General features: G+C 55.0%; 21 protein-coding genes. 6 read left to right on the forward strand and 15 right to left on the reverse strand.

What is annotated here, in order from left to right; all coding sequences use genetic code 11:
• The first annotated feature begins 144 nt into the window (after positions 1-144).
• The gene (locus tag GGR95_RS05020; protein ID WP_184563428.1) at positions 145-855 is read left to right on the forward strand and encodes a hypothetical protein; all 711 of its coding nucleotides are present in this window, start codon (positions 145-147) and stop codon (positions 853-855) included.
• 46 nt (positions 856-901) lie between these two features.
• Here the strand turns inward: GGR95_RS05020 and GGR95_RS05025 are convergent, their stop codons facing one another.
• From GGR95_RS05025 to GGR95_RS05050, 6 genes are all read right to left on the reverse strand, one after another.
• A complete protein-coding gene (locus tag GGR95_RS05025; protein ID WP_184563430.1) occupies positions 902-2,509 on the reverse strand; it encodes an SMP-30/gluconolactonase/LRE family protein in 1,608 nt (535 codons plus the stop codon).
• A gap of 205 nt (positions 2,510-2,714) precedes the next feature.
• Positions 2,715-3,716 carry an endonuclease/exonuclease/phosphatase family protein gene (locus GGR95_RS05030; protein ID WP_343042073.1) on the reverse strand — a complete coding sequence of 334 codons (1,002 nt, stop codon included), beginning with the start codon at positions 3,714-3,716 and terminating at the stop codon, positions 2,715-2,717.
• Positions 3,713-4,753 carry an ABC transporter ATP-binding protein gene (locus tag GGR95_RS05035; RefSeq protein WP_184563432.1) on the reverse strand — a complete coding sequence of 347 codons (1,041 nt, stop codon included), beginning with the start codon at positions 4,751-4,753 and terminating at the stop codon, positions 3,713-3,715. Before GGR95_RS05035 ends, GGR95_RS05030 begins: the two co-directional genes overlap by 4 nt.
• A gap of 10 nt (positions 4,754-4,763) precedes the next feature.
• Complete coding sequence (locus tag GGR95_RS05040; protein WP_184563434.1) at positions 4,764-5,651, reverse strand: ABC transporter permease subunit; 888 nt, start codon at positions 5,649-5,651, stop codon at positions 4,764-4,766.
• Between the two features lie 9 nt (positions 5,652-5,660).
• A complete protein-coding gene (locus tag GGR95_RS05045) occupies positions 5,661-6,542 on the reverse strand; it encodes an ABC transporter permease subunit (protein WP_184563436.1) in 882 nt (293 codons plus the stop codon).
• Between the two features lie 68 nt (positions 6,543-6,610).
• A complete protein-coding gene (locus tag GGR95_RS05050; RefSeq protein WP_184563438.1) occupies positions 6,611-7,915 on the reverse strand; it encodes an extracellular solute-binding protein in 1,305 nt (434 codons plus the stop codon).
• 307 nt (positions 7,916-8,222) lie between these two features.
• On the opposite strand from GGR95_RS05050, the gene GGR95_RS05055 reads away from it, so the two are divergent.
• The gene (locus GGR95_RS05055) at positions 8,223-10,373 is read left to right on the forward strand and encodes an esterase-like activity of phytase family protein (RefSeq protein WP_184563440.1); all 2,151 of its coding nucleotides are present in this window, start codon (positions 8,223-8,225) and stop codon (positions 10,371-10,373) included.
• Between the two features lie 93 nt (positions 10,374-10,466).
• On the opposite strand, the gene GGR95_RS05060 is transcribed toward GGR95_RS05055, so the two are convergent.
• From GGR95_RS05060 to trpA, 4 genes are all read right to left on the reverse strand, one after another.
• Entirely contained in the window at positions 10,467-10,913 is a 447-nt protein-coding gene (locus GGR95_RS05060; RefSeq protein ID WP_184563442.1) for a hypothetical protein, read from the reverse strand.
• Between the two features lie 133 nt (positions 10,914-11,046).
• Positions 11,047-11,637: a hypothetical protein gene (locus GGR95_RS05065; RefSeq protein WP_184563444.1), complete on the reverse strand. Its 591-nt coding sequence runs from the start codon at positions 11,635-11,637 to the stop codon at positions 11,047-11,049.
• The gene (locus GGR95_RS05070) at positions 11,637-12,803 is read right to left on the reverse strand and encodes an alpha-hydroxy acid oxidase (protein ID WP_184563446.1); all 1,167 of its coding nucleotides are present in this window, start codon (positions 12,801-12,803) and stop codon (positions 11,637-11,639) included. The genes GGR95_RS05065 and GGR95_RS05070 overlap by 1 nt, the downstream gene beginning before the upstream one ends.
• A gap of 69 nt (positions 12,804-12,872) precedes the next feature.
• On the reverse strand, positions 12,873-13,664 hold the full coding sequence (gene trpA / locus GGR95_RS05075; RefSeq protein WP_184563448.1) for a tryptophan synthase subunit alpha: 792 nt from the start codon (positions 13,662-13,664) through the stop codon (positions 12,873-12,875).
• A gap of 151 nt (positions 13,665-13,815) precedes the next feature.
• Between trpA and ychF the strand changes: the two genes are divergently transcribed.
• A complete protein-coding gene (ychF, locus tag GGR95_RS05080; RefSeq protein WP_184563449.1) occupies positions 13,816-14,913 on the forward strand; it encodes a redox-regulated ATPase YchF in 1,098 nt (365 codons plus the stop codon).
• A 113-nt stretch (positions 14,914-15,026) separates the two neighbouring features.
• On the opposite strand, the gene GGR95_RS05085 is transcribed toward ychF, so the two are convergent.
• The 5 genes from GGR95_RS05085 to GGR95_RS05105 all read right to left on the reverse strand — a co-directional run bounded on the left by GGR95_RS05085 (position 15,027) and on the right by GGR95_RS05105 (position 21,034).
• Entirely contained in the window at positions 15,027-16,676 is a 1,650-nt protein-coding gene (locus tag GGR95_RS05085; RefSeq protein WP_184563451.1) for a flavin monoamine oxidase family protein, read from the reverse strand.
• Positions 16,673-17,491 carry a carbon-nitrogen hydrolase family protein gene (locus GGR95_RS05090; protein ID WP_246423285.1) on the reverse strand — a complete coding sequence of 273 codons (819 nt, stop codon included), beginning with the start codon at positions 17,489-17,491 and terminating at the stop codon, positions 16,673-16,675. The genes GGR95_RS05085 and GGR95_RS05090 overlap by 4 nt, the downstream gene beginning before the upstream one ends.
• Positions 17,492-17,545: 54 nt before the next feature.
• Positions 17,546-18,751, reverse strand: coding sequence for a multidrug effflux MFS transporter (locus GGR95_RS05095; RefSeq protein WP_184563454.1), 1,206 nt, complete (start codon positions 18,749-18,751; stop codon positions 17,546-17,548).
• 202 nt (positions 18,752-18,953) lie between these two features.
• Positions 18,954-20,318 (reverse strand): ATP-binding protein, encoded by a 1,365-nt coding sequence (locus tag GGR95_RS05100; protein ID WP_184563456.1) that lies wholly within the window; start codon positions 20,316-20,318, stop codon positions 18,954-18,956.
• Complete coding sequence (locus GGR95_RS05105; protein ID WP_184563458.1) at positions 20,315-21,034, reverse strand: response regulator; 720 nt, start codon at positions 21,032-21,034, stop codon at positions 20,315-20,317. Before GGR95_RS05105 ends, GGR95_RS05100 begins: the two co-directional genes overlap by 4 nt.
• Positions 21,035-21,275: 241 nt before the next feature.
• On the opposite strand from GGR95_RS05105, the gene GGR95_RS05110 reads away from it, so the two are divergent.
• From GGR95_RS05110 to GGR95_RS05120, 3 genes are all read left to right on the forward strand, one after another.
• Positions 21,276-21,893, forward strand: coding sequence for an EF-hand domain-containing protein (locus GGR95_RS05110; RefSeq protein ID WP_184563460.1), 618 nt, complete (start codon positions 21,276-21,278; stop codon positions 21,891-21,893).
• Between the two features lie 241 nt (positions 21,894-22,134).
• A complete protein-coding gene (locus GGR95_RS05115; protein WP_184563462.1) occupies positions 22,135-23,286 on the forward strand; it encodes an efflux RND transporter periplasmic adaptor subunit in 1,152 nt (383 codons plus the stop codon).
• Complete coding sequence (locus tag GGR95_RS05120; protein WP_221384705.1) at positions 23,283-26,375, forward strand: efflux RND transporter permease subunit; 3,093 nt, start codon at positions 23,283-23,285, stop codon at positions 26,373-26,375. The genes GGR95_RS05115 and GGR95_RS05120 overlap by 4 nt, the downstream gene beginning before the upstream one ends.
• Positions 26,376-26,377: the final 2 nt, after the last annotated feature.

A 26,377-nucleotide genomic window follows, 5' to 3' on the forward strand; every position in this document is an offset into this window, starting at 1 on the left:
CCATGATTTTAACAACATCTAGATAAACTCCCAAGATCATACTCTTTACGACGTAACTAACACACTATCGTGTGTTTCCTTGGTAGCGTTCGGGCATTTTTTGTGCAACACGAAGCGGGTACAAAATCCCGCAGTGGAGAAAATATGCGACTGTTTGTTATTGGTGCCGCCGTTGTTTTGGCATGTGTTGTTTTGGTAAGTAGGCAGTTCTCTTCGAGCGCTGCCACGGAAGTGAAGGGAACCGCCTCGGAGCTGAGGGCGGCGGTTGCCGGTGCATTGCAAGGTGCTGGCGCATCGCAAGGTAAAGATAAAAGCGACGAGATTGAACCCGAAGTAGAAGTGGTAATCGACTCTGCTGCTGTGCCAGAAACTATCCCTGCAGCGGGCGGCGCAGAGCAAACTGACCCTGATACGCAGGATTGGCAAAGCGCGGCAGCTAGCAACGATCCGATGCATGTTGTCGCCTACCTGAGTGGAAATCCCGCAGGCAAGTACCGCGACGAGGCTTTGGCGCTTTTGGCCGAGCTTTTGGCCAATGATGAAATCACACGCAACTCACCCGAATTGTTGGTGACGCAGCCGTCTGCTGTCGATTTTGGCGGGGCGCTGAATGCGGCGACGTTAGAGGTGTTGCTGACCAGCTCTCCCAAATACCCGCCGATTGAAGGTTTGCGTGCGGAACTTTGGGAAAACAAAAGCTGTAAAAACTGCCACAATTGGGACATCGAAAGTCTCTGTACACAGGCAACTTTTTATCAAAAGCCCAGCTTTGATCCGAAAACAGAGAGCCCGCATCCCTTTGGCGTCGATTTCAGAGTATCGCTGCGCGACTGGTCTGTGAAAGGCTGTCAATAAAAGGCAAGGCCCCCCTTCTATAATGAGAAAGAGGGGCCAAGCGCGTTTATTCAGGGGTGATCCGATAGATTGCGTTGTTGCGGTCTGCCGCGACATAGATTGTCCCGTCCGCATCTACTGCAAGGCCGGTTGGCAGGTAGGTGGGCGGAAGACCCGGACCTGCTTCCAGCCCGATGGGAAGGTCTGTGACAAGGATGGTGGTTTCTCCGGTAGAGATATCAACCTTTGTCAGACGACCGGCAGCCGCTTCGGCAACCACCAAATTACCGTCAGGCAGTTCTGCCAGCCCCTCTGGCAGGGTCAGGCCTTCGGCGATAGTTTTCATGGACCAATCTTGTGGATCAACCTGTGAAATCCGGCCTGCTGCTTCTGTCACATACAGCATGTCGTTGCTGGCTTTGATGATTTGCACGGGGCCCTGCAAGCCTGTCACAACTGGCGTCTTGTCGCCCCAATCCTCGCCACTGGCTTGGACCAGATTACCAGTAGCGATTTCGGTGACCAGCAAGGAACCATCCGCCAAAACCAGCGCGTCGGTCGGGGCTGCAAAGCCATGCGCCATTCCTGCGGTCGACATATCCGCACGGTTGAAAACCTGGACAGTATTTGTGAACCACGACGTACCCAGAACGTAGTCAGCAGACAGACCTACAGCAAAAGGATACTCCAGATCGCTTTCTTGCATCCGACGATAATCGGTTACTTCGCCGCTGGTCGTATCCAGAGAACGCATGGCAAAGGCATCCGCGAAATAAAGCGTCTTGCCATCTTCGGACAGTTTTAGCCCGGTGGGCACAGCAGCTTTGCCTGAGATCACAACACGGGTTTCACCTGTTTCGCCATTGACCTGTGTGATTGAGTGATCGGCCATATTCGACACGAAAATATTGTCGTCGGCATCAATGGCAAGATTATCCATAGATGTCGCCATAGGCACGACACGCCCTTTTTCACCCGTTGCAGGATCAAGCTGGACCAGTTCGCCTGCTTTGGTATCGACAACCCACAAGCTACCTTTTGAGTCAAAGTTCACAGCGGCGGGAACAGCAAACCCGTCGGCAATGATCGTGATTTCACCGCTGTCCGGATTGATCTTGGCGACCTGTCCCTTGAACCACAATGGTCCATAGAGCATGCCGTCCGCGCCGACTTCAAATCCGTTGAAACCGCCCATCCCTTCGGCGATCAAACGAGGTTCGGTCGCGCCTGTCGGGTCAATCTCATAAAGGCCATCGGCCAAGAAGACCTGCGAGGCAAAAAGGCGGCCCGATTTTTGATCAAAGGCGGCCGAGTTGATGCCGGGCAGGCCAGTGGCCAAATCAATGATTTCCGCATCATCGCTAACGCGCATGCGCAGAACGCCTTGCAGGAAGGAGGTCCAGACGAGCTCGCCTTTGGGGCCAATGGCGATGTCATCTGCTTGGCCAACAGGGCCATCAATAAAGACGGATGCGTCGCCCGATGTCTGATCAACCGACCAAATCTGATTTCCCAGCACGGTTCCCGCCAACAGGCGGCCTTTGCTATCGATGGCCAATCCGTGCACGCCGGTGAAGGCCGACGGGGGCAGTATGGCTTCTGGTGCATTATAACCATCCGCAAGGATGCTGCTGGCGGCTAAGGAAAATGCCGCTGATAGTATTAACTTCTTCATATTAACTCCCTTGGTTTTCATCTGTCACGGCCCGATGTCTAAGGCTCAAGATTGACCACTGGATTGTCTGCAAACGTCCTCCCCGACGTGGCAGACCCAGCATGGATCAAATCTTGCCAGCTATTTCTGGCATATGCTTTTCCAAAGCGAAAGGGGAGCAGGGGCTGGACCCGTCTCAAGCATATGCGCAAATATCAACTAAGGGTCACAAAGTGACCGTGCACCATGCACAGTCGTGATCCGATAGGGGTTTTCCGTTCTCGTGCACTGCGCTGAGTATGCCATTCGCCTGACAGGTCAGACCACGGCCTGCAAACCAATCCAGCTTCATCACGCGGTCTGGATGTGGGGTGATCAGGCTGGGGCGGGTTGTGGGGCCATCTGCGGTGAAACTCCAGTCATAGCCATGATCTTCAGCTAACTTGAACAAACTCTCGTCGCGCCAATCAAATTTGGGTGGCAGGTGGTTGCCTGTGTTCAAATCGCCGCCAATCAGCACTGGCATGTCAGGTGCAAAACCGTCAATCGCGTCCAGCAAGATGGTAAATTGCCCGTGACGGTGCTTTGCGTCGGCGTTGCTCTCCAGATGGGTAGACACCACACAGAGCGGGCCAGCATGCGTTTGCACTATCGCCGCGATAGCCATGCGGCCACCGACACGCGGTTGCTGCGCGTCTACGTTACCCTCTTCGCTGGCAAACCAATGGCCATGATCATCCAAACGGATCATCGCGATTTTTTCAAACGGAACCGAGGAAAGGATCGCATTGCCATGCCAGCCCAAAGCGTTGAAATCATCGTTGCAAAATACGCGCTCGGTTGGGCCGCCAAGGTCCAGTTCATGGAACTCGACGCTGTAAGCATAGGTCATCCCCAAAGCCTGCGCCATGGCTTCGGTGGTATGGCGTTGCTGGGTGCGGGCCATGCCGTGGTCGACTTCGGATAGCAGAACGATTTGCGGTGAAATCGGGCCAAGATGTGCTGCCGTGTCTTCAGGGAAAAGGCAGCGTTCCACATTCCACGCCGCGACGGTGAAGCCTGCTGGTAAAACCTCGGCTTGCGCAGTGCCGCCAACCTGAACCGCATTCATCGCAGGAATTGCACCCAGCAATACGCGGTGGGCGGCGGCGGTGCGCGGCGCGTCCATTATGCGCGCGCGCTCTGCCTTTGTGACCTGCGGCAGGATCGCAACTTGGGTGGTGATCACAGGGCGACACCCGTTTCGGCGTCAAACAATACCACCGCGTCAGGGTTGATCGAGATGCGGATCGGGCCTGCCACGGCTGCCACGTCTTTGCCGATGTGGATGGTGAAATCTTGCCCCGCCAACTTACCGTGCAACAAGCGATGTGCGCCCAATTCTTCAACGATGTCGATGGTAAAGGGCATGTCACACGTCGGCCCTATTTCCACATCTTCGGGGCGGATGCCCATGGTCACTGCGCCCGTCCCCTGCGCGTCAGCCACAGGCGTATCACCGTCAATCACAACGCGCCCGTCTTTGACCTGCGCATCAATCAGGTTCATCGGCGGTGCACCCATGAAACTTGCGACAAAGGTAGAGGCCGGGCGGTGATAGATTTCTGCGGGTGTGCCAATCTGCTCAATGCGGCCTGCATTCAACACGATGATGCGGTCGGCCATGGTCATCGCTTCAACTTGGTCGTGGGTCACATAGATCGAGGTGACGCCGAGGCGGCGCTGGAGTGCTTTGATCTCGATCCGCATCTGGTGACGCAGTTTGGCGTCGAGGTTTGACAAAGGTTCGTCAAATAAGAACAGCGCAGGGTCACGCACCACGGCGCGCCCCATGGCCACACGCTGGCGCTGACCGCCAGACAATTGGCTTGGCTTGCGCTCAAGGTACTCGGTCAGGTTCAGCATTTTGGCTGCTTCCTGCACCTTCTTTTCAATCTCGGCGGCAGGGATTTTGCGGTTTTTCAAACCATACCCGATGTTTTTGCGCACGGTCATATGCGGATAGAGTGCGTAGTTCTGGAACACCATCGCGATGTCGCGCTCGGCGGGGTCTACGTGGTTCACGTTGCTATCCCCGATGGACAGTGTGCCCTCGGAAATATCCTCTAGCCCTGCAACCATACGCAGCAATGTGGACTTGCCGCAGCCAGACGGCCCGACAAGCACGACAAATTCACCGTCGGCGATGCTGAAGCTCAGCGGTTCTACGGCTTCATTACCATTGGGATAGACTTTGCGGATATTGTTCAGTGTTACTTGTGCCATGTTCGGGCCCTTACTTGTCGGATTCTGTCAGGCCCTTGACGAACCAACTTTGGAAGAAAATTACGATCAGCACAGGCGGCAGGATCGCGATGAGCGCCAGCATATTGGCGCGGCCATATTGGGGGATGGATGTGCCCTCTAGGTCTTGGGTCAGTTGCTTGATACCACGCACCAGCGTGTACATATCCTCATCCGTGGTCACCATTGTGGGCCAGAGGTACTGGTTCCAACCGTAAACAAACATGATGATAAACATCGCCGCGATCATGGTCTGAGACAGAGGCACCAGAATATCGATGAAAAACCTCACCGGACCCGCGCCATCAATCCGCGCCGCCTCAACCAGTTCTTCGGGGATTGAGCGAAAATATTGGCGGAAAAAGAATGTCGCGGTGGCTGAGGCAATCAGCGGCACGATAAGACCCGTGTAGGTATTCAGCAGCCCCAGCTTTTGCGCGATCTCGTAAGAAGGCAGGATGCGCACCTCAAGTGGCAGCAGTAGGGTTGTAAAAATCAGCCAGAAAGCGAAAGTGGCAAAGCGCAGGCGGAAATAGACCAGCGCATAGGCCGCCATCATTCCGATAACAATCTTACCCACAGCAAATCCGATCCCGAGGATCATGGAATTCATTAGCATGCGCATGCCAGTGTTCTCGCCGGAAAATCCCGAGGCTTTGAACATTGCTGCCATGAAGTTGTCATCGATCCGATTGCCGATGACAAATTGGGGACCGTTTTTGATGGTATCCAGATCGGGTGTGGTGGTGGTTTGCAGCACCATCAATAAAGGCACCAGCAAAAACAAGGACCCAAGGATCAGCACCGCATGATCCATGATCGTGCTCCACCTGAACGGGCGTTTGGCAAGGGGCGGTTGGTTGGGTGTGATATCAGTCATGACAGGCCCCTATGTGTAATGGATGCGGCGTTCGACCAGCCTGAACTGGACAACGGTGAGGGCAAGAACAAGCACCATCAAAACGACGGACTGCGCAGAGGAACCGCCCAGATCATTGCCACGGAAACCATCGACGTAAACCTTGTAAACAAGGGTCATCGGGTTATTTCCCGGCTCGCCTTTGACCAAAGTATCGACGATGCCAAAAGTGTCGAACAACGCGTAGGTGATGTTGATGATCAGCAAGAAGAACCCTGTAGGGGCCAGTAGCGGAAAGGTGACATCCCAAAAGCGGCGTATGGCAGAGGCGCAGTCAATCAGTGCGGCTTCGCGTACGGATTTGGGGATAGATTGCAGGCCCGACAGGAAGAAGATGAAATTCACAGGCACTTGTTTCCAGACCGACACAAGAACCATCGCAGCGGCGGTGTCGGTGGCGTTCACACCAAGGGTGAAGTCCCAACCAAAGGACTTGGCAAGCTCGGTCAGTGGCCCCCAACTTTGGTTGAACATCAACAACCCGATGAAACCAGCAACAGGAGGGGCAACGGCATAAACCCACATCAACAAGGTGCGGTAAGACTTTGCACCGCGAATGACTTTATCGGCTTTCACAGCCAGCAGCAGCGCCAGCGCGAGGGAAAAGAAGGTCACAAGGATGGTAAACACCAGCGTAAATCGCGCGATTTTGGCGTATTCCGTGCTCTGGGCCAGATAAGTGTAATTGTCCAAGCCCACAAAAGTAGAGCCGAAGCCGAAAGGGTCCTCGAGGTAAAAAGACGATTGCACAGCTTGTGCAGCTGGCCAGTAGAAAAAGACGATAATGACTGCCAGTTGCGGTAGTAGCAAAAGCATTGGAAGCCAGCGTGTGGTAAAGCCTGCGCGTTTCATATTTCCCCCAGAAAACGGCGAGACGGCCGCAAGGTCTGCGGCCGTCGTTGGTATGGCACGTTATGTGCTTAGTTTTGTGTTTTTGCGAAGCGGGCCAACAGTTCGTTGGACTCTTTCTCGATCGCGTTGAACGCATCGTCCACAGATGTTTCACCTGTAAAGATGCGGCCAAATTCACGGTTCATTACGTCGCGGATTTGAACGTAAAAGCCCATGCGATAGCCGGCTGTGTTTTCGCTCGCGTCCAGCGACAATTGCAGAATACCTGTTTCGGCAGCTGGGAAACGGTCATAGTGGCCGTCGGCTTTTGCCAGTTCATAAGCGGCTGTTGTGATTGGCACATAGCCTGTTTCACGGTGCCACATGTACTGAACTTCAGGAGATGTCAGGTATTCGAAGAAGGCGGTTGTCGCTTTGTTTTCCGCGTCAGACTTGCCCGACATTGCGAACAATGCTGCGCCGCCGATGAAGGTCTGCTTGGGCTCTGTTGTGACAGATTCCCAGTACGGCAGGTATGTCGCAGAGAAATCAAATGGCAGGTCTTGCTTGGACAGGCCGCCAAAAGAACCGGAGGAACCGAACCAAATGCCAACTTTACCTTGCTCGAACGGTGTCTGGTTGTCGCCCCAACCTGTGCCGAACCACTCAAAATAACCTTTTTCTTTCCAGTCAGCCATGGCGGTAAACTGGGCCTTCAACTCTGGTGTGTTGACCAGAATTTTGGTGCCGTCTGCACCGTCATAGCCGTTATTGTTTGTGGCGAATGGCTGATCGTTACGTGACATGAAGTTTTCAACGAAAATCCATGGCAGGTGCGACTGCGTCATCGCGATGTAACCGGCATCTTTCAGGGCAGGGGCGGTCACGGACTGGAATTCTTCCCATGTCTTGGGAGGTGTCACGCCAGCTTTTTCCAACGCTTGTACGTTGTAATACATAACCGGTGAGGAGGAGTTGAACGGCATGCCGATCATTTTGCCGTCAGCATCGGCAAAGAAATAGCGTACGCCAGAGATGTAATCTTCGATGTTGAAGTCAACACCGTTGGATTCCAACAGGTCCTGCACGGGAACAGTTGCGCCTTTGGCACCGATGACCGTGGCTGCGCCCGCGTCGAATACTTGCAAGACGTTAGGCTGCTCGCCCGCGCGGAAAGCAGCGATGCCTGCTGTCAACGTCTCTTCGTAAGTGCCTTTGAACGCAGGGGTGATTTTATACTCGTCTTGGCTTTCGTTGAAACCTTTTGCGATTTCATTGACAGTATCGCCAAGGGCGCCGCCCATGCCGTGCCACCATGTGATTTCGGTTTCGGCAAATGCAGTGTTTGCCATCAGGGTCAGCGCAGCGGCTGTGCCTAGCGTGAGTTTTTTCATTGTCGTACTCCGGTTGTTGTCTGGCCACTGACACTCAGCAGGCCGCACAATCGAGGGATCAGGGCCATCGGCCCCAAGCGAATATGACTCCGTCAACAGGGCAGCCCCGTTGCGAAGGACGCACAGATCATCTGCACATGCGGCCAATTAGCCTTGGTATGTGACAGATTCGTGAAGGTTCTCAGAGGGGGGCAAAACGAAGCTAATCTGCACGAGAACTTCATCAAACTGTTACCTCACTGTCATGTTCCCTCCACGACCATGGGCAATGCTGCGCGATGACAAAGAACACTTTGGGGGACATACAATGTCACTACGACTTCTCAGCATGACATCCGCGCTGGCGATCATCGCAACAGGCGCTGCCGCTGATATGAATTTTAACCGCATCAGCAGCTTTGCAACTTTTGCCAATAACCAAGACCCATCTGTTGAATCCTCAGCCGAGATCATCAGCGTCTCGGGCGACGGCATGACATTGGTTTATTCCGACAGCCCCCTTGGTGTGATTGGCATGATCGACATCACCGACCCCAAAGCGCCCACCGCTAAAGGTAACATTGACGTGGGCGGTGAACCAACAGCGGTTTCCGTTCTGGGTAATGTTGCGATGGCAGGGGTGAATACCTCAGTCAGCTACACAGAGCCTTCTGGCATGTTGAAAGCCTATGACCTGACGACAAAGCAACAAGTCGCGGCCTGTGATCTGGGCGGTCAACCTGACAGCACCGCCATCGCACCCGACGGCAGCTTTATCGTGATCGCCATTGAAAACGAGCGCGACGAAGATTTGGGTGACGGGCGCACAGGACAAATGCCCGGCGGTTATGTCGCAATACTCGACATTGCGGATGGGCTCCCTATTTGTGACAGCTTGGTCAAAGCCAACGTAAACGATTTGGCGGAAATCTCACCCGAGGACCCCGAACCAGAGTTTGTGGATGTGAATGCCGCAGGCGAAATCGTTGTGACGATGCAAGAAAACAACCACATGGTTGTGATGACCAAGACGGGCGAAATCCTCAACCATTTCTCTGCAGGTGCCGTTGATCTGGATCAGATTGACACCACAGACGAACGCGGTGCGTTGCTGTTTACCCAGTCCCAAAAAGGCCGCCTACGTGAGCCAGACGGGGTGCAGTGGCTTGATGATACTCACTTTGCGATTTCCAATGAAGGCGACATGGACGGTGGCGCACGCGGTTGGACGATCTTTAACAAAGACGGCACAGAAGTGTTTGAGGCGGGCAATACCTTTGAACATGCGATCATCCAGATGGGGCATTACCCTGACAAGCGCTCTGATTCCAAAGGCGTGGAACCGGAAGGTATGGAATTTGCTACGTTCAACGACACCCCCTACGTCTTTATTCTGGCCGAGCGCGCTTCGACCGTTGGCGTCTATGATGTGAGCACGCCAGCTGCTCCCGTACTCAAACAAATGCTGCCGTCGGGCATTGCGCCAGAAGGGGCGATTGCGATCCCGTCGCGCAATCTGTTCATCACCGCAAACGAGGCGGATTTGATCGAGGATGGCGGCGCGCGCAGCCATGTAATGATCTATGAATACCAAGATGCCCCCGCGGCCTATCCACAGTTGACGTCGGCGGGTGCCGATGAATTGATCGGCTGGGGTGCGATCTCGGGTATGGTAGCGGGTGATGACGGCCTGGTTTATGCGGTAAATGACAGTTTTTATGGCTATCAGCCGACGATTTTCACAATAGATACCAAAGTCACACCGGCACAGATCATCAAAGCCTTGCCCGTGACACGTGGCGGTGCTGCAGCGCAAAAGTTGGACCTTGAAGGCATCACGCGGGACGGCAAAGGCGGCTTTTGGCTGGCCTCTGAAGGCCGTACAGACCGGATGATCCCGCATGGCATTTACCGCGTGAATGCTGAAGGTGTGATCGACACGGAAATCAGCCTGCCTGCTGAATTGTTGGCGGTTGAAAAACGTTTCGGGTTGGAAGGCATCACTTTGGTAGAGGACACCTTGTGGATGGCAATTCAACGCGAGTGGGCGGATGACCCTGCGGATCACGTGAAACTGCTGTCTTACAACATCAAATCCAAAGAGTGGGGCGCAGTGCTTTATCCTAAAACGGCGGTAGACAAGGGTTGGACCGGCCTGTCGGAGATCACAGCCTATAACGGTGATTTCTACGTGATTGAGCGTGACAACCAAATCGGCGATAACGCGGCGATCAAGAAGCTATACCGCATCGCGGGCGACCAGATGGTGCCTGCTGCGTTGGGTGGTGAACTGCCTGTTGTGACCAAAGAAGAAGTCATGGATTTCATTCCTGCGCTGAAATCCGGCAACGGCTATGTGGTGGACAAAGTTGAGGGTCTGGCGATTTTTGCGGATGGTACCGCATGGGCTAGCACGGACAATGATGGTGTTGATGACAGCTCGGGCGAGACATTCTTCTGGTCGCTAGGGAAGCTTTAATCCTAAAGCGGATTTATGAAAAAATAGATGCGCAGCGGTGGCTGCGCATCTTTGTGCGAAAGTAGGGAATTGATTTGGGTACGCGCGCTGGCGTTATCCGAGCAACGACATGAGTTGCATGTAATAAAGTGCAAGGGGTGCCGTAGTTGTCGCCACACCGCCCAACGACAAGCCGGCGACGAAAACGCCCAGCCGCAACCAGTTTGATTTGCTTTTCTTGCCGAACAGGCTTTGCCCCAACGCGATCAAAAGCATGAGTGCCATCAAGAGCAAACTCAGGGCAGCAAAGCCGATCAGCACAGTGAAAACAAGCGTTGCTGCTGGAATTCCAGCTGACATGTCGTCGGTAATCCGCTCGTAATTCACGTTCATGAAGGTTGTCGTCATGGCAAAGGCGAACCCTAAAAGGCCATAAAAAATAACGGCGATTGGCCCAATGGGTTTAGATGAACTGAGCGCGGGTAGTACAGGGGGCGTTGTTGTGTTGTGTCCGCTGGTGCCTGAAAGCCGCATTAAACGTTGCTCAAAAGTGATGTCCATTTTCCTCAACCTTTTATTCTGCCATGCCCTCCATAGACCCACCCAAAACATCCTGTTTGGGGCGTGACGGGGGTATCCAACAGGTGGTGCTCTGAGAGAATATTATCAGCGTTTTATGGCGGATTGTGGGACGCTATGTGGCACTATCAAGATGGCCGCCTGATTCCACCACACGGTCATGTAGGGTGATTTCATCGGCGTAATGTGCCTTAAACGCGGCTAGGGTCGCGGGTGTGATTGGCGTGGAAGCGGCGGGTGATACGTTCTGCGGCTTGAAGGCGATCTCTGCGCCCATGCGGATTTCGAGCCAGCCACGCAATACGGGCTGGGATTCATAGGCAAACAGATGAGTGATCCCTAATTTGCCTTTTGGTCCTGTCAGAAAGTTGAACTGTGATCCGATCTGCGCCCATTCTGGCGGTGACGGTGCAATTACTGCCTGCACAAACCCGTCAAAATCAACCTCCAGCGTGGCCGCGCGGTAGCGATACCAGCTGCGCAGATGTTCCAACGGATCACGGATCACGGCCATGGTTTCAGGCTCCAACCCATAAGCCTCACGCAAAAACGGCGCGATCTTGCGTTGATAGCGGCCCACAGGTGTATGTTTGCGTTGTTTATAAAACGCAATATCTGCCCATGGTTTGAGCGCCACTTCCATCGCGGTAGAACCGGTTTTTGGCACCGAGAAAAGCACGAGGTTCTGCTCGGTGAAAACCAGCATCAGTCTTGCCAGTCGCCTTCAAAGCCTTTGGGGACCAGCAGGTTGTGACGCCCCAGATCGGTGACTTTGGTCTCGCCGCATAGGGCCATGGTGGTGTCCATTTCTTTGTGGATCACTTCCAAGGCGCGGGTCACGCCCGCTTGGCCCATCGCGCCCAACCCGTAAATGAACGCGCGGCCGATGTAGGTGCCTTTGGCACCCATGGCCATTGCTTTCAGCACGTCCTGACCCGAGCGGATGCCACTGTCCATGTGTACTTCGATCTGATCACCCACCGCATCCAAAATGGCGGGCAGGGCGCGGATGGAGCTGATTGCCCCGTCCAACTGCCGTCCGCCATGGTTGCTAACGATAATCGCATCAGCGCCGACTTTCAGCGCCATTTTGGCATCTTCAGCGTCTAGAATACCCTTTAGGATCACCTTGCCGCCCCATTGTTCTTTGATTTTGGCGATCTTGCCCCAATCAAGGGTCGGGTCGAATTGCTCGGTTGTCCATGAACTCAGGTCTGCTGCGTCCGAGATGTTATCCACATGGCCCACGATATTACCAAAGCTGCGGTTTTTGGTTTGCAGCATTTCAATGCCCCAACGCCATTTGGTCATCAGATTGGCGATGGTTGACGGTGTCAGTTTTGGCGGGGCGGAGAGGCCGTTTTTGATGTCTTTATGGCGCTGCCCCAAGATTTGCAGGTCCAGGGTGATCACAAGTGCTGAACATTTCGCGGCGCGTGCGCGCTCGATCAAGCGGCTGACGTAATCTTGATCCCGCATGGTGTAGAGCTGGAACCAAAAGGGTTTGTTGGTCGCTGATGCCACGTCCTCAATAGAGTTGATGGACATGGTCGATAAGGTAAAAGGCACGCCAAAGGCCTCGGCGGCGCGCGCGGCTTTCATCTCGCCATCTGCATGTTGCATCCCTGTCAGGCCGACAGGGGCCAGCGCAACTGGCATGGCGACATCTTGGCCGATCATCTGGGTTGCAGTGCTGCGCCCTGACATATCCACCGCCACCCGTTGGCGCAGGCGGATTTGGTCGAAATCTGATGTGTTCTCACGGAAAGTTTGTTCGGTCCAGCTGCCGCTTTCGGCATAGTCATAAAACATCTTTGGCACCCGCCGACGGTGGATGCGTTTCAGATCGTTGATGTTGGTAATGACGGGCATCGTGGCTTCCCCTGTGATTGGTTATGTTTGTTTACCAATCACAGGGGAGCAAATCAACGCAGCAATTCTTTAGGCTGAATGCGCCCCGTCGGCCAATGCTTTCACAAAGGCCAGAACTTCCGCAGTGCTTTTACCGTCAGCGATCTGGCTCACGATGGCAGAGCCTACAACCACGCCATCCGCCACTGCGGCAATGGTGCGTGATTTCTCTGGTGTGTTCACGCCAAAGCCCACGATGACGGGCAGGCCTGTCGCCTCGCGGATGCGCGCCACGGCGGGGGACACATCGCTTGCGTCTGCTTCGGCGGTGCCCGTGATGCCTGTGATGGACACGTAGTAAACAAAGCCGGATGTGTTTTGTGCCACGCGCTTTAGGCGCTTGTCATCGGTGGTGGGCGTGGCAAGGCGGATAAAGTTCAATCCGGCTTCTTGCGCTGGCAGGCACAGCTCGGTGTCTTCTTCTGGGGGCAGATCCACGATGATCAAACCGTCGATGCCTGCTTCTTTTGCAGCGGTCAGAAACGTCGGCACACCCATGGAATAAATCGGGTTGTAATAGCCCATTAGTACAATCGGCGTTGTATCATCGCCTTTGCGAAACTCGGTCACCAACTCCAGCGTGCGCTTTAGCGTCATGCCGCCATCCAAAGTGCGCTGACCTGCCAGTTGGATTGTCGGGCCATCGGCCATCGGATCAGTAAAGGGCAGGCCCAGTTCAATGATGTCCACGCCTGCGCCGGGCAGGCCACGCACGATTTCCAAAGATTTGTCAAAATCGGGATCACCCGCCATCACATAAGACACAAATGCCTTTTTGCCTTTGGCTTTCAGGTCAGCGAATTTGGCGTCAATACGGGTCATGGAACAGGCCTTTTCGGAATGTGTTTCCCCAGCAATGCCCAATTCAGACGCGGAAATCAATGCACGACTGTACCACTCTATCCCTCACCAGACACTTGCACTGAACGCTCTGACGCCCTAACACGGCGAAAACGCTTATAAGGACGTCGTCATGGGTTTCAAAATGGGTATCGTCGGTCTGCCGAATGTTGGCAAATCAACGCTTTTCAACGCGCTTACTCGCACGGCCGCCGCGCAGGCTGCTAACTTCCCGTTCTGCACGATTGAGCCGAACGTCGGCGAGGTTGCTGTACCGGACGCGCGTCTGGATAAATTAGTCGAAATCGCCAAGTCCCAATCCATCATCCCAACGCGGATGACCTTTGTGGATATCGCGGGTCTGGTCAAAGGCGCGTCCAAAGGCGAAGGCTTGGGCAACCAGTTCCTTGCCAACATCCGCGAGACTGATGCAATTGCGCACGTTCTGCGTTGCTTTGAGGATGATGATGTCACCCATGTCGAAGACCGTGTTGATCCTGTGGCCGATGCTGAAACCATCGACACGGAATTGATGCTGGCCGATCTGGAGAGCATCGAGAAACGTCGTGCAGGTCTGGTGCGTAAAATCAAAGGCAATGACAAAGACGCCGTGCAGCAGGACCGCCTTTTGGCTCAAGCCCAAGCCGCCATTGAAGACGGTCAACCCGCCCGTGTGGTTGAAGTAGACGAAGATGACGCGAAGGCATGGCGGATGCTGCAACTGCTGACCACCAAACCCGTTCTGTATGTGTGTAACGTGGGCGTAGATGACGCTGCCAAAGGCAATGCACATTCTGCCGCTGTTGCCGCCATGGCCGAAGCGCAAGGCAATTCCGCGGTGGTTATCTCGGCCCAGATCGAAGAAGAGATCAGCCAGCTTGATGCAGATGACGCGCAGATGTTCCTTGATGATATGAACCTCGAAGAAGCAGGGTTGGATCGCTTGATCCGAGCGGGCTATGAGCTACTGCACCTTGAAACATATTTCACCGTTGGCCCGAAAGAAGCCCGCGCGTGGACCATCAAACAGGGCACGTCAGCCCCCAAAGCCGCAGGCGTCATTCACGGCGATTTTGAAAAAGGCTTCATCCGCGCCGAGACGATTGCCTATGATGATTTCGTCACGCTAGGCGGCGAAGGCCCTGCAAAAGAAGCAGGTAAAATGCGTGCAGAAGGCAAAAGCTATATCGTCAAAGATGGCGACGTGCTGCACTTCTTGTTTAACACCTAAGACGTGACACGCTTGTTCAGGCAAGCTGGACAATTTGCACAACGGCCACCGCTTCGGGAAAGTGGTGGCCGTTTTCTTTTGTACTGATCCAGCGCGAACCATGCGGCCCTAGATCAATCGGGCAGGCGAATAGGGCCATATGTAGCATATGCATCGCGCGGAGAGGGATTGCCTGCATGGGATGCTCCGCCAAAATGGTGAATGATCCCTGAAACTGCGTTTAGCGAGGTCTGCACCGCGCCCTCGACCCATGCAGGGGTCCAGCTGACACCGTCACCTGCAAGGAAAATACCGCGTTCCGAGGCGGGCAGGTCGTCCTGCATGAAATGACCAAACATACGGTGGTTATAGCGGTAATGCCCCGGCAGCGCGCCTTTGAACGCCCCAAGGAAGTTTTCATCGGCTTCCCAGCTAACCGTAATCGGGTTGCCTAAAATGTGGCTGCGTATGTCCAGCGTCGGATAAATCTTGTTCAGTGACGACAGCGCCAGATCAACACGTTTTTCTACAGGCAGAGGCAGCACTTTGAGCGCGTCTGTCATCCATGAATAACTCAGGCAAATCACAGAGGGTTTGTCGGGGCCATTGTCGAACAGGTAGGTGCCTCGGGTCATGCGGTCGGTCAATGTCATCGACATTACATCGCGGCCTGTTTCCGGGTCCTTGTCCTTCCAGAATGCGCGATCAACCATCACAAAGGTCTTGGCCGACTGCATGTACCGCGTGCGATCCAGTGCCATCCACAAATCCTGCGAAAATAGGGATTCTTCAGTGTCGATCTGGGTCGATAAAAGGTGGCTCTGGCAGGTGACCAAAACCGCCCCGAAATCTTCGCTGCGGCCCCATTTGTCGGTGACTTCGATGGTGCCATCAGGCTGACGGCGAATGCGCGCGGCACCGGCGCGGGTTGCGCCGCCATTGAGGCTGGCCAAGCTGGTGCCAGCGGGCCAATGCACACAGCCCTCGGGTGTATGCGCCCAAAGCTGGCGGGGGACTTGTTCGACGCCGCCCACCACATAGCGCTGGTGGTCGTCACATTCCGTCACATTGACGCGTAGAATTTCCAGCATGGAATTGGGGAAATCGGAATCCCATCCGCCTGTGCCAAACCCGACCTGACCAAAGACTTCGCGGTGGTGGAATGATAGTTTTTGGAAGGCGTCGGATGAGGCGACAAAATCATAGAATGTACGTTCGTCCCATGCGGCGACCAGCGGGTCCCAGATTTCTTTGATGCGGGGGATGTCACGATCCCGAATGGCCTGTTTTAGGGCCGCAAAATTTGCCCCCTCTTCAAGGGCAGCATCATAGGCTTGTGCCACTTCGCTAAACAGCGCGGGCAGATCGGCCAGCGTTTGCGCGTAATGGGTTTGACCCAGTAGATCGACCACTGTTGAACCCGCGGCAGGTGTCAGAGGGTTGGGGAATGGCGCTGTTTCCAGTCCCAACATTTCGATATAGTGGTAAAATCCCGTAGAAGAGACGGGGAAACGCATGCCGCCCAACTCTGCAATGACACCCTCTACACCCTCAAAGGGTTGCGACCGAAGCCTGCCGCCAAACTGACCAGATTCGAACAAGATGGGGCGCAGGCCAAGTTTCATCAGCTCATACCCTGCGATCACACCGGCAGCGCCTGCACCGATGATGGCAACTGTTTCGCCGTGTGCGTTGTCGGGTAGGGTGCCTAGCCCCGAAGGATGTTTGATCCAGTCATCATAGGCAAAAGGGAAGTCAGGGCCAAAAACGCTTACGGGGTTCATCTGTCGTCTCCATATAAATCGGGCCTACGGTCCTGTAGGTGGGTCTGGCTTTGGCGGGTGTCTTCTAAGGTGGTGTGGCTCAGTGTCGCGTAAAAAAGACCTGTGGCGCATGTGTCAGCGCGGGTTTGGTCCTGCCCGTCAGGGCCGCAGACACATGATAACCCGTTGTAAGAAAATTCACCTTCCGCGCCAACGTAATTGCAATAAGCCACATAGACCGCATTTTCCTCGGCGCGTGCTGCAACGAGGCGTGTTGCGACCGTATCGAAGGGTTCCATATTTGCGGTTGGCGTAACGATCAGATCCGCACCGCGCAAGGCAAGATCACGCGCGACTTCGGGGAACTCGATATCGTAGCAAATTGCCAATCCGATGCGCCAGCCAGCCAGCTCGAACACTGGCGACAATTGTTCGCCAGCTGTGAATTGAGCGCGGTCTGTATCGCCGAAAAGATGGGTTTTGTGATAGCGGGCGCATTCAACACCGTTCGCGTCAATGGCGATGCAACCGTTGTAGGGCAGGGGCGTTGCGGGAATGGCAACACCGATGACCAGCGCGATTTCATGCTGCGCTGCAAGGCGACACAGCGCCCTGCGTATTTCATCAAACTCTGCGGCATGCGCATGGATACGCGCGGGGCCGATGTTGTAGCCGCCGATGAACATCTCGGGAGTGACAAACACATCTGCTCCTGCAGCCGCAGCCACGGCGATTGTCTCTTTAAGCTGTGCAAGGCAGGCCTGCACGTCCCCACAAGGGGATGTTTGCCAAAGCGCAATTGTCAGGGGCGTGTTCTGTGATGGGGGGGGAGACATTCAGGACCTCATTTTAGATGCCGGATAACCTTCGACTTGGGGCGTTCTTAACTTTTATAACAATTGGGTTAGCTTTTCAGCGACAAAGGGACGCTTTTGTACTGCCAACCACAAGAGCGCGCAGACGGTGCCGACCACGATGAGCAAGATTCCGTAGGAGCCTGTGAGGTTTTGCGACTGAGTGGAAACGATTTGAATGCCTGCTGCCCCCATTATTGTCACGCTGAACTGGATCAATGCGGCGGCTGATCCGGTATCTTGCGATTGTTGTTCCAGCAGCAGGTTAACACCGGGGACACGCACTGCGATGACCGCAATTGATACTGCCGCCGCAATGGGCGCGAAAATCCACGGGGTCATCCATCCGCCCCAAAGCATTAGGATGCCGCCCGAAACGATAACTGCAAAGCAGCCCGAAATAATGTTTTGCACATGAAACTTGCGGGACAGACGCAGGTATATTTGCGGACCGAGCATCGCAAAAGCAGCATTCATCGCGAAGATAAAGCCGAACGCCTGTTCAGTCATGCCAAAGTCATCGACATAGACATAAGCGGCGATCCCGATGAAGGACATCAGACACATGGGCACCGTGGAAAATATCAGCAACAGATAGGCAAATCTGGGGTTCTTGAGCACAACCCCCAAACGCCCCCACGCCATCAGCAACGGTCCTGTCGATTTTTCCTCAAGCGTTTCTTGATACAGCGCGACAAGACATGCAGCGAAACAGGCGAAAACGGCCAGAGCGACAAACATCATATGCCATGAGGCGATTTTCAGCAAAAAGGCACCAAGGATGGGGGCAATCATCGGGGCGATGATGACCAGTGACATGATTGTGGCCATCACCTTTTCGCGCTCGCGCCCATCAAACAGGTCTTTGACAATTGTGGTGCCGACGACAGTCACACCGCCACCAGCTAATCCTTGCACTATGCGAAACGCAATCAAGCCCTCGATGGAGTAGGTCATTGCACATAACAAACTGGCCGCAATGTAGAGGGAGAGGGCGATAAACAGGATCGGCTTTCGCCCAGTGCGTTCGCTAAGGGGCCCCCAGAACAACATGCCAATGGCAAAGGCGATCATATAAGTGCCCAGCGTCAGGTTGACCATGCTGTGACTGGTTTGGAATACATCTGCCATCTGCGGTAACGCTGGCAAGTAGAGGTCCATCGTCAACGGCGGAAACGCCCCCAGAATAATCAGCAAAAGCATCGTGCCTTTTCGTCCCAGTTTGGGTTGCTCGACTTTCATAATGCGATGTCCTTTTGCGTGATGTGCGCGACCCAACATGGCGCACGGCGGGGGCGTATCTGAAAACACACAGAATAGGTGCTGCACCCAATCCAGTTTTAATCAGCCTTTAGTAGGCCCATTTGGCTTTGTGCATTAGGCCGATTGTAGACGCGCTTCAACCTTTGAGTGAAGAAGAGGGCTGCCCAAAATGAAGGCATGTTCAGCATTTTTCCAGTGGTAAGCTGACACGTGCCTGCAATCCCCCTTCGGGCAAGTTTTCAAGCGTGATCTTGCCCCCGTGGGCAAGGATGATTGTGCGCGAAATGGCAAGCCCCAAACCCGCACCGCCCGTTTCAAGGCTGCGGCTGTGGTCGCCACGGGTGAAGGGTTGAAACATTGCATCCAACTGATCTGGGGGAATGCCCGGCCCGTCGTCTTTGATGGTTACAATTGCGTTTTGACCATCGGTCCTCAAGGTGACTGCCGCTTCGCTGCCGTACCTTAGGGCGTTGTCGATCAGATTTCCAAAGGCACGCCCAAGTCCAACACGGCGGCCCCTGACCAATGCATCCAGTTCGGCATCACATGGCACGCCACGATCCGCGCAAATCTGGGTGAGCTGGGGGCCAAGAACCAGCGGGATCATCTTTTCCCCTTCTTGTCCTTCTTTTGCATAAGTAACCAAGCCATCAGCCATCACGGTCATCTCGTCCAATGTGCGCACCATGGCTTCGCGTTGGCTGTCATCATCCAGCATTTCTGCACGGATGCGCAGGCTGGTCATCGGGGTGCGCAAGTCATGCCCCACTGCGGCCAACATGCGCACACGTTCTGCATCAAATTGGGAAATCTCGGCCTGCATTGCGTTAAATGCTTGCGCGGCTTTCCGCATCTCGCGGGGGCCGCCTTCGGGCACACGCGCCGTGCGGTCACCGCGTCCGGCAGCTTCGGCCGCTTGTGATAGCTGTGCAAGTGGCTTGGTCAGTTGGCCAGCCAGCATGATGGACACGCCCAGAACACACAACAGGGATAAACCAAGGACCGTGAAAAAGGGTTTTGCGTCAAAGCGGTCTTTTCGCGGGGCGGCGGCGCTGGTTACAATATTCAGCCATTCTTGCTGTCCGTTTCGTGCGGTCAATGGTGTGGTAACGGCAATGACCTTTTTCGAAACATTGTGGCCCTTCGGCTTTGGAGGCCCTTTGGAAGTGACACGTTCAACAATCGCTACTCTGACGTCCTCCAGACCAAGAGTGTCCGTGAGAACCTGCGCGATATACTCCGAGCGGCTGTCAGTTGCGGTTTGCTCCAGCAACGGCGTTCCCTCGACTTGCACACGCGCAAATCGGGATGTGGCGTCTTTGGCGATGATTTGGCGCACCTGATCGTCAACGGCTTGCATCGCAGGGATAAGGGCGACGATGCGCTCAATCTGGCGGTCTTCGCTGGCGTGTTTGTCAAAACGTTGTTGCTGAAAGCCAAGGACCAGCAGCGCAATGAGGTTGGCGATGATGATCGTGCTGATCAACAGCAAGATGATACGCCCCGCAAGGCCATGCGGGAACAGGCGTGTGACGGCGCGGATCATGGGGCCACCTCCACATCTGCCACCAGACGATATCCGCCCCCCCATTCCGTCACGAGGATTTGCGGGTTTTTCGGGTCCGGTTCGATTTTGCGGCGTAGGCGGCTGATTTGGTTGTCGATGGCACGATCATATACTTTTGCTTCGCGCCCCGCCGTTAGGTCCAGCAGGGTTGCCCGACTGAGCACTGTGCGTGGTTGATCCAGAAAGATGCTCAAAAGGCGGTTCTCGGCAGTTGTTATGTCGATCAGTTGCCCGTCAGCGTGCTGCAATTTGAGGGCATCAGGATCATGGGTCCAATTTGCAAACTTGCGCTTGCCGCTGGGCGTTGGCGCGATCTCGGGGGGGGATCTGCGCAAAACGGCGCGTACTCTTGCAAGCAATTCGCGTGGATTGAACGGTTTGACCAAATAGTCATCCGCGCCCAGCTCCAGCCCGACAATGCGGTCGGTCTCATCTGCCATTGCGGTCAAAAGCAGGACAGGCGGCCCGCCTTGCGCCACCAGCCAGCGGCACAGGCTTAACCCGTCTTCTCCGGGCATCATGATGTCGAGGATCACAAAGTGAATGGCTGCATCCGCTAGAATCTCACGCGCCTCTGCCGCATTTGCGGCCAAACGCGTGCGGTATCCCTGCTTGCGCATGTATTGGCCAAGGGGTTCACGAATGTCTCGGGCATCGTCGACGATCAGGATTTGTGGGGCTATCGGGTCGGTCATTGCTATTCTCCCCCGTCGGGTTTGTCCCTTCGGTGTCTCTTATTGCGCTGTCTTCCCATCATAAATCAACCATCAGGCGCGGGTTGTGGGCGCTCAATTGTCGCAAAATGTATCAGGATGCAGGGTTGCGACAAATGGCGACAAACGGGCATTGGTGCTGACAAACCTTTTGCCGCAAGACCGCCTAAGTAAGGATCACCGAGGCGATGGATGCCTCACTGAGTTCTTGAAAGGACATAACATGACAAACTCCAAAATTCTTCCTGGCAGCTTTCTCGCCGTTGCGGCGCTTTTGTCTGGTCTGACAGTTGCCACAGCGCAAACCACACAAGAAGCCGCCCCTGTTCAAGCCGAAGTGACCAGCGATGCGCCAGATGCAAAACCGCACGGTATGCGCAAAGGTCATGGCGCTCGCGGGGAACGTGGCGGACGTGGCATGATGGGAATGATCATGAAAAAGGCTGATGCGAACGGTGATCGCGCAGTGACACAAGAAGAGATTGATACATTCCGCGCAGGTCTGGTGTCGGGCGCGGATGTGTCGGGCGAGGGTAATCTGTCACTTGACGAGTTCGACACAATCTACATGGAGATGATCCGCGAGAAGATGGTTGATGCGTTTCAAAAGCTAGACGCGGATGGCGATGGCCAGATCACCCAAGCTGAAATGGACAAGCGGTTTGGCAATATGGTTGAACGTATGGACCGGAACAAAGACGGCCAATTGGACCGTGATGACCGCGCCAAGCGGAGCCACGGCAAAAACCGCGGCGACCATGACGGCAAAGGCCACGGTGATCGCGATGGCAAGCAACAACGTGACCATGACCGCAAGCCTGCCAAAGACGCCCGCGACTAAAAAAGGTGCAGCGGGGCATCCGTGGCTCGCTGACGTCCCCGTGATGTGATGCCAACACGTTTCAAGGTGGAATAGCGTTGCACGATAGCTATGTTCCATGTCGTATAGAGAAGCGGTGTGGTCACGTGATCGGGCACCAAGAACCGAATAGGCGCACCATTCTGAGATGTCTGGTGCGCCCTTTCATTAAGATTATTTCGAGCGGCAGATGGCGCTGGACAGACTGATAGGGACGATTCAAATGCGTATGCTTGGGACATTGCTTGCCGTGGTGGTGATACTTGCCGGCTCTTATTACGTCAGCTTTGGCATGCCAGCGCCTGTTGCGGACCTTTTGGGTGTCGAGCAGAGCAGCGCAAGCAACCCTGATGCAGGTGCTTCTGGTGCTCAAAGGGGCGCACGCGGTGCAGGCGGCGGTGGGCGCGGTGCAACTGTCGTTGTGACGTCACCTGTTGAAATGGCGCCTTATGAAGATGTTATGCGTGCGGTTGGCAGTGCCGCTGCCTTGCGCAGCGTGAATGTCGTCACAGAGGTTTCCGGCGCTGTGATAGAGACCAATCTGTCGGCCAACAGAGAGGTCGTGGCAGGTGAGGTTCTGGTCAAGCTGGATGCACGTACAGAGGCGTTGAACCTTGAAATCGCGCAGGCCGAGTTGGAGCAAGCCCAATCCACCTTTCAGAGGTATGAGCGTCTGGGGTCATCTGGTAACTCAACGATAACAGATGTGGCAAAATCCGAAGCGAATGTGGCGCAGCGCCTTGCAGAAGCAAAAGTAGGGCTGGCCGAAATTGCTTTGGAAGAACGCACCATTCGCGCGCCTATTTCCGGACGGCTGGGGCTCAGTGATTTGATGGTCGGGGATATTCTCGCGGCCAATTCGGTTATCGGCACCATCGACGATTCCGAAGTCCTTTTGGTTGAGTTTGAACTCCCTGAACGTTCTATTGGCATGCTGACGCCCGAGCAGCGGGTATTGGCAAGCACCCCCACATTACGTGGCCGCACGTTTGAAGGTGAAATTGTAGAGTTCGACAGCCGCATTGATAGCGTGACACGCAGTGTGACGGTCAAGATGCGCGTGGACAACTCTGACGGGTTGCTGTGGCCAGGGATGACCTTCTCTGTGCGGATCAACCATCAAAGCGCGCCGATGTCGGTGCTGCCGTCAACCGCGATTACGTGGTCGCGCAGTGGCTCAAGCGTCTGGGTGGATAATGAAGGCAAAGCCGAACAGGTGCCTGTGACAATTGTGTTTAGGCGCGATGATCAGGTCTGGATTGATGCGGATATCGCAGTGGGTGCAATGGTTGTGACCGAAGGCGCGCTGAAATTGCGTGCGGGTGCAAGCATCACCTCGGCCTCTCGTAGCAGAACACCAAAGGAACCATCATGAGCACGCCTTCTGCCCCTAGCACAAAGTCTGGGTTCGCCAGCCTCTTTGTAGCACGGCCCTTGTTCGGTATTGTGATTAACTTGCTGATACTCATCGCAGGTTTGGCGGCGCTTGCATCGGTGGATGTGCGCGAAATGCCGGATGTGGACCAACCCGTTTTGTCCATTCGCACCAGTTACGAAGGCGCAGTGCCAGCCACAGTTGATGAACAGGTGACGCAGGTTCTTGAGGACGCGCTGAGTGCGCTTGAGGGGCTTTCCTATATCGAGTCCAGCTCAACCACAGGCTCCAGCAGGATCACCATTGACCTGTCAGAAGGCACCGATGTTGACATCGCCGCAAACGAAGCGCGTGAAATCGTATCGGCGACATTGCGGCAGCTTCCTGATGATATTGATGATCCGACAGTGACAAAAAGCGACAGCAACGCAGATGCTATTATTCGTTTGGCCTTGCTGGGGGATGCCACCTTTAACGAGATGACCGAGTTGGCCGAAGGGATGATCTATGACCGCCTGTCACTGATCGACGGCATCGCCGAAGTGACGGTGCGGGGCAACCGTGCAAACGAATTTCGCGTGTCGCTGGATATGCCTTCGCTGTTGAGCCGCGGATTGACAGTATTTGATGTTTCCGAGGCGTTGACCGCACTGCGCGATGACACCCCTCTGGGCACGTTGGAGGCGAACTCCCAAACCCTCGCCTTGCGTGTGGGTAATGCGGATGTGACGGTTGAGAGCGTCGGGCAGGTTCTTGTTAACGCGACGACCCGTGTCTCCGATGTGGCCTTTGTGCAAGTGGTGCCAGAGGACAGCGATGTGTTTGCGCGTGTGAACGGTAAGGCAGCCGTCGGGATGGACATCAGCCGTCAATCGGTTGGGAATACGTTGGAGATTTCCAAAGCCGTGCGCGTAGCTGTGGCAGAATTGCGCGCAGAGCTGCCGGAGAATGTAGAACTGATTGTGACCTCTGATGATGGCATCTTCATCGAGGGGTCCATCAACGAGGTGATCAAGTCCATTGGGCTGGCGACCTTGATTGTGGTGTCGGTGATCTTTGCTTTCTTGCGCTCGTTCCGTGCAACATTGATCCCTGCGGTGACCATTCCTGTCGCATTGATAGGGACCATTGCCGCGATCTGGATTACCGGATTTTCTGTTAACACCATCAGCCTTTTGGCGCTGGTACTGGCAACGGGCATGGTAGTGGATGATGCCATCGTTGTGATCGAAAATATCGTGCGCAAACGTAAACAAGGCATGGGAGCCTTTGCCGCTGCTGCTGCTGGCACAAACGAGGTGTTCTTCGCTGTGATCTCGACAACCGCGACACTGGCGGCTGTCTTTATCCCGATTTCCTTCTTGCCGGGGCAGGCAGGGGGCGTGTTCAGTGAATTCGGCTTTGTTTTGGCCTTTGCCGTGACCCTATCCTCGATTACGGCCCTCACGCTGGCCCCTGTGCTTGCTGCCTTTCTGGACCCCGGCAAACCGGATCCGAAAGCGACAAATGTTGTCGTAAAGCAGGGCGCGTTGTCGCGTGGTTTCGACTTTGTCATGGATCATGCAATCCGTGCACCCATGATTGTACTGGCCACTGCTGTGGGCTTTGCCCTTATCGCTGGAGGCGCGGCAAGCACCTTGACGTCCAGCATCACGCCCAGCGAGGACAGGGGATTTTTCCTAGTTCAAGCGCGGGGGGCATCGGACACAACGGTTGAGTACCTTGCAACCCAAGTCACCCTTGTCGAAGAAATCCTAACCCCATACCGTCTGCGCGGTGATATCTCAGCGGTGCAGAGCATCATTGGCGTCGGCGGTGGTACAAGTGCGTTTATTATTGTGCGCTTGCCAGATTGGTCGGATCGCGACCTGACCCAACAAGAGATCGTGGCGCAGGTAAGCCGCCAACTCTCGGATGTACCGGGCGTTCAGGTGAGTGCGCGCTCGACAAACAGTCTGAACATTCGTGGCGCTGGGCGGGGTTTGCAATTCGCAGTCACAGGGACGGATGTAGAAGCGATGACAAGTGCGGCAGACGATCTGATCGCGGCGATGTCATCTGATGCTACCTTCCTCAACCCGCAGCTGTCTGACGACAGTGTGCAGGCGCAATATGAATTGCGGGTAGACCCAGATATGGCCCGTGTCTTTGGCCTGACCGAGGCGGAAATCGCGGCAACTGTCAGTGCGATGGTACAGGGGAAAGTGGCCGTCAGCGTGTTTCAGGACGATGTGGAAACAGATGTGAATGTCGTTCCCGGTGGCCCGCCGATCAATGATCCTAGTGATCTAGAGAGCATCTATGTCCGTCTACCTGATGGCGCATACATCCCCGTTTCTGCGGCAGCTACGATGGTTCCGGTGGTCAGCCAGTCCAAGATTGAACGTCAGGGCGGATCGCTTGCCGTGTCGGTGCAATCCAACCTTGGTGAAGGCATCGATTTGGGAACATCAATGGAGCGGTTGACCGAGATTGCTGCGCAGACATTGCCCAGCGGGATGGGGATTGCCTTTACAGGCGAGGCGGCAACACTGACAGACGGGCAAGCTGGCATGTACATGGTGTTTGGCGTCGCTTTTGTCGTGGTTTTCCTTGTGCTGGCCGCCCAGTTTGAAAGCGTCGCAAGTGCGGTTGTGATCATGCTGACGGTGCCTTTCGGCTTTGCCGCAGCTTTGCTGGCAATCACATTGTCTGGCGGTTCTCTGAACTATTACAGTCAAATCGGCTTGGTTATGTTGATCGGGGTTATGGCCAAAAACGGTATTCTGATCGTCGAATTCGCAAACCAGTTGCGAGAGGCGGGGCAGGACATCGACAGTGCAATCCGCGATGCGCTGCGCTTGCGGATTAGACCTGTGATGATGACAATGGTTTCGACCGTGTTCGGCGGCTTGCCGTTGATCCTGACATCGGGCGCAGGGGCCGAAGCGCGTATCGCAGTGGGTTGGGTGATTGTTGGTGGCCTTGGCTTTGCCACCGTATTCACCTTGTTCCTGACGCCTGTATTCTATCGCTGGATCGCTGTCTGGGGGGCGGAGCCGGGCATGGCGTCCAAGCGTCTGGCCAAGGAAAACGCGGAAATGACATAGGG

Source organism: Sulfitobacter undariae, assembly GCF_014196805.1.
GTDB lineage: Bacteria > Pseudomonadota > Alphaproteobacteria > Rhodobacterales > Rhodobacteraceae > Sulfitobacter > Sulfitobacter undariae.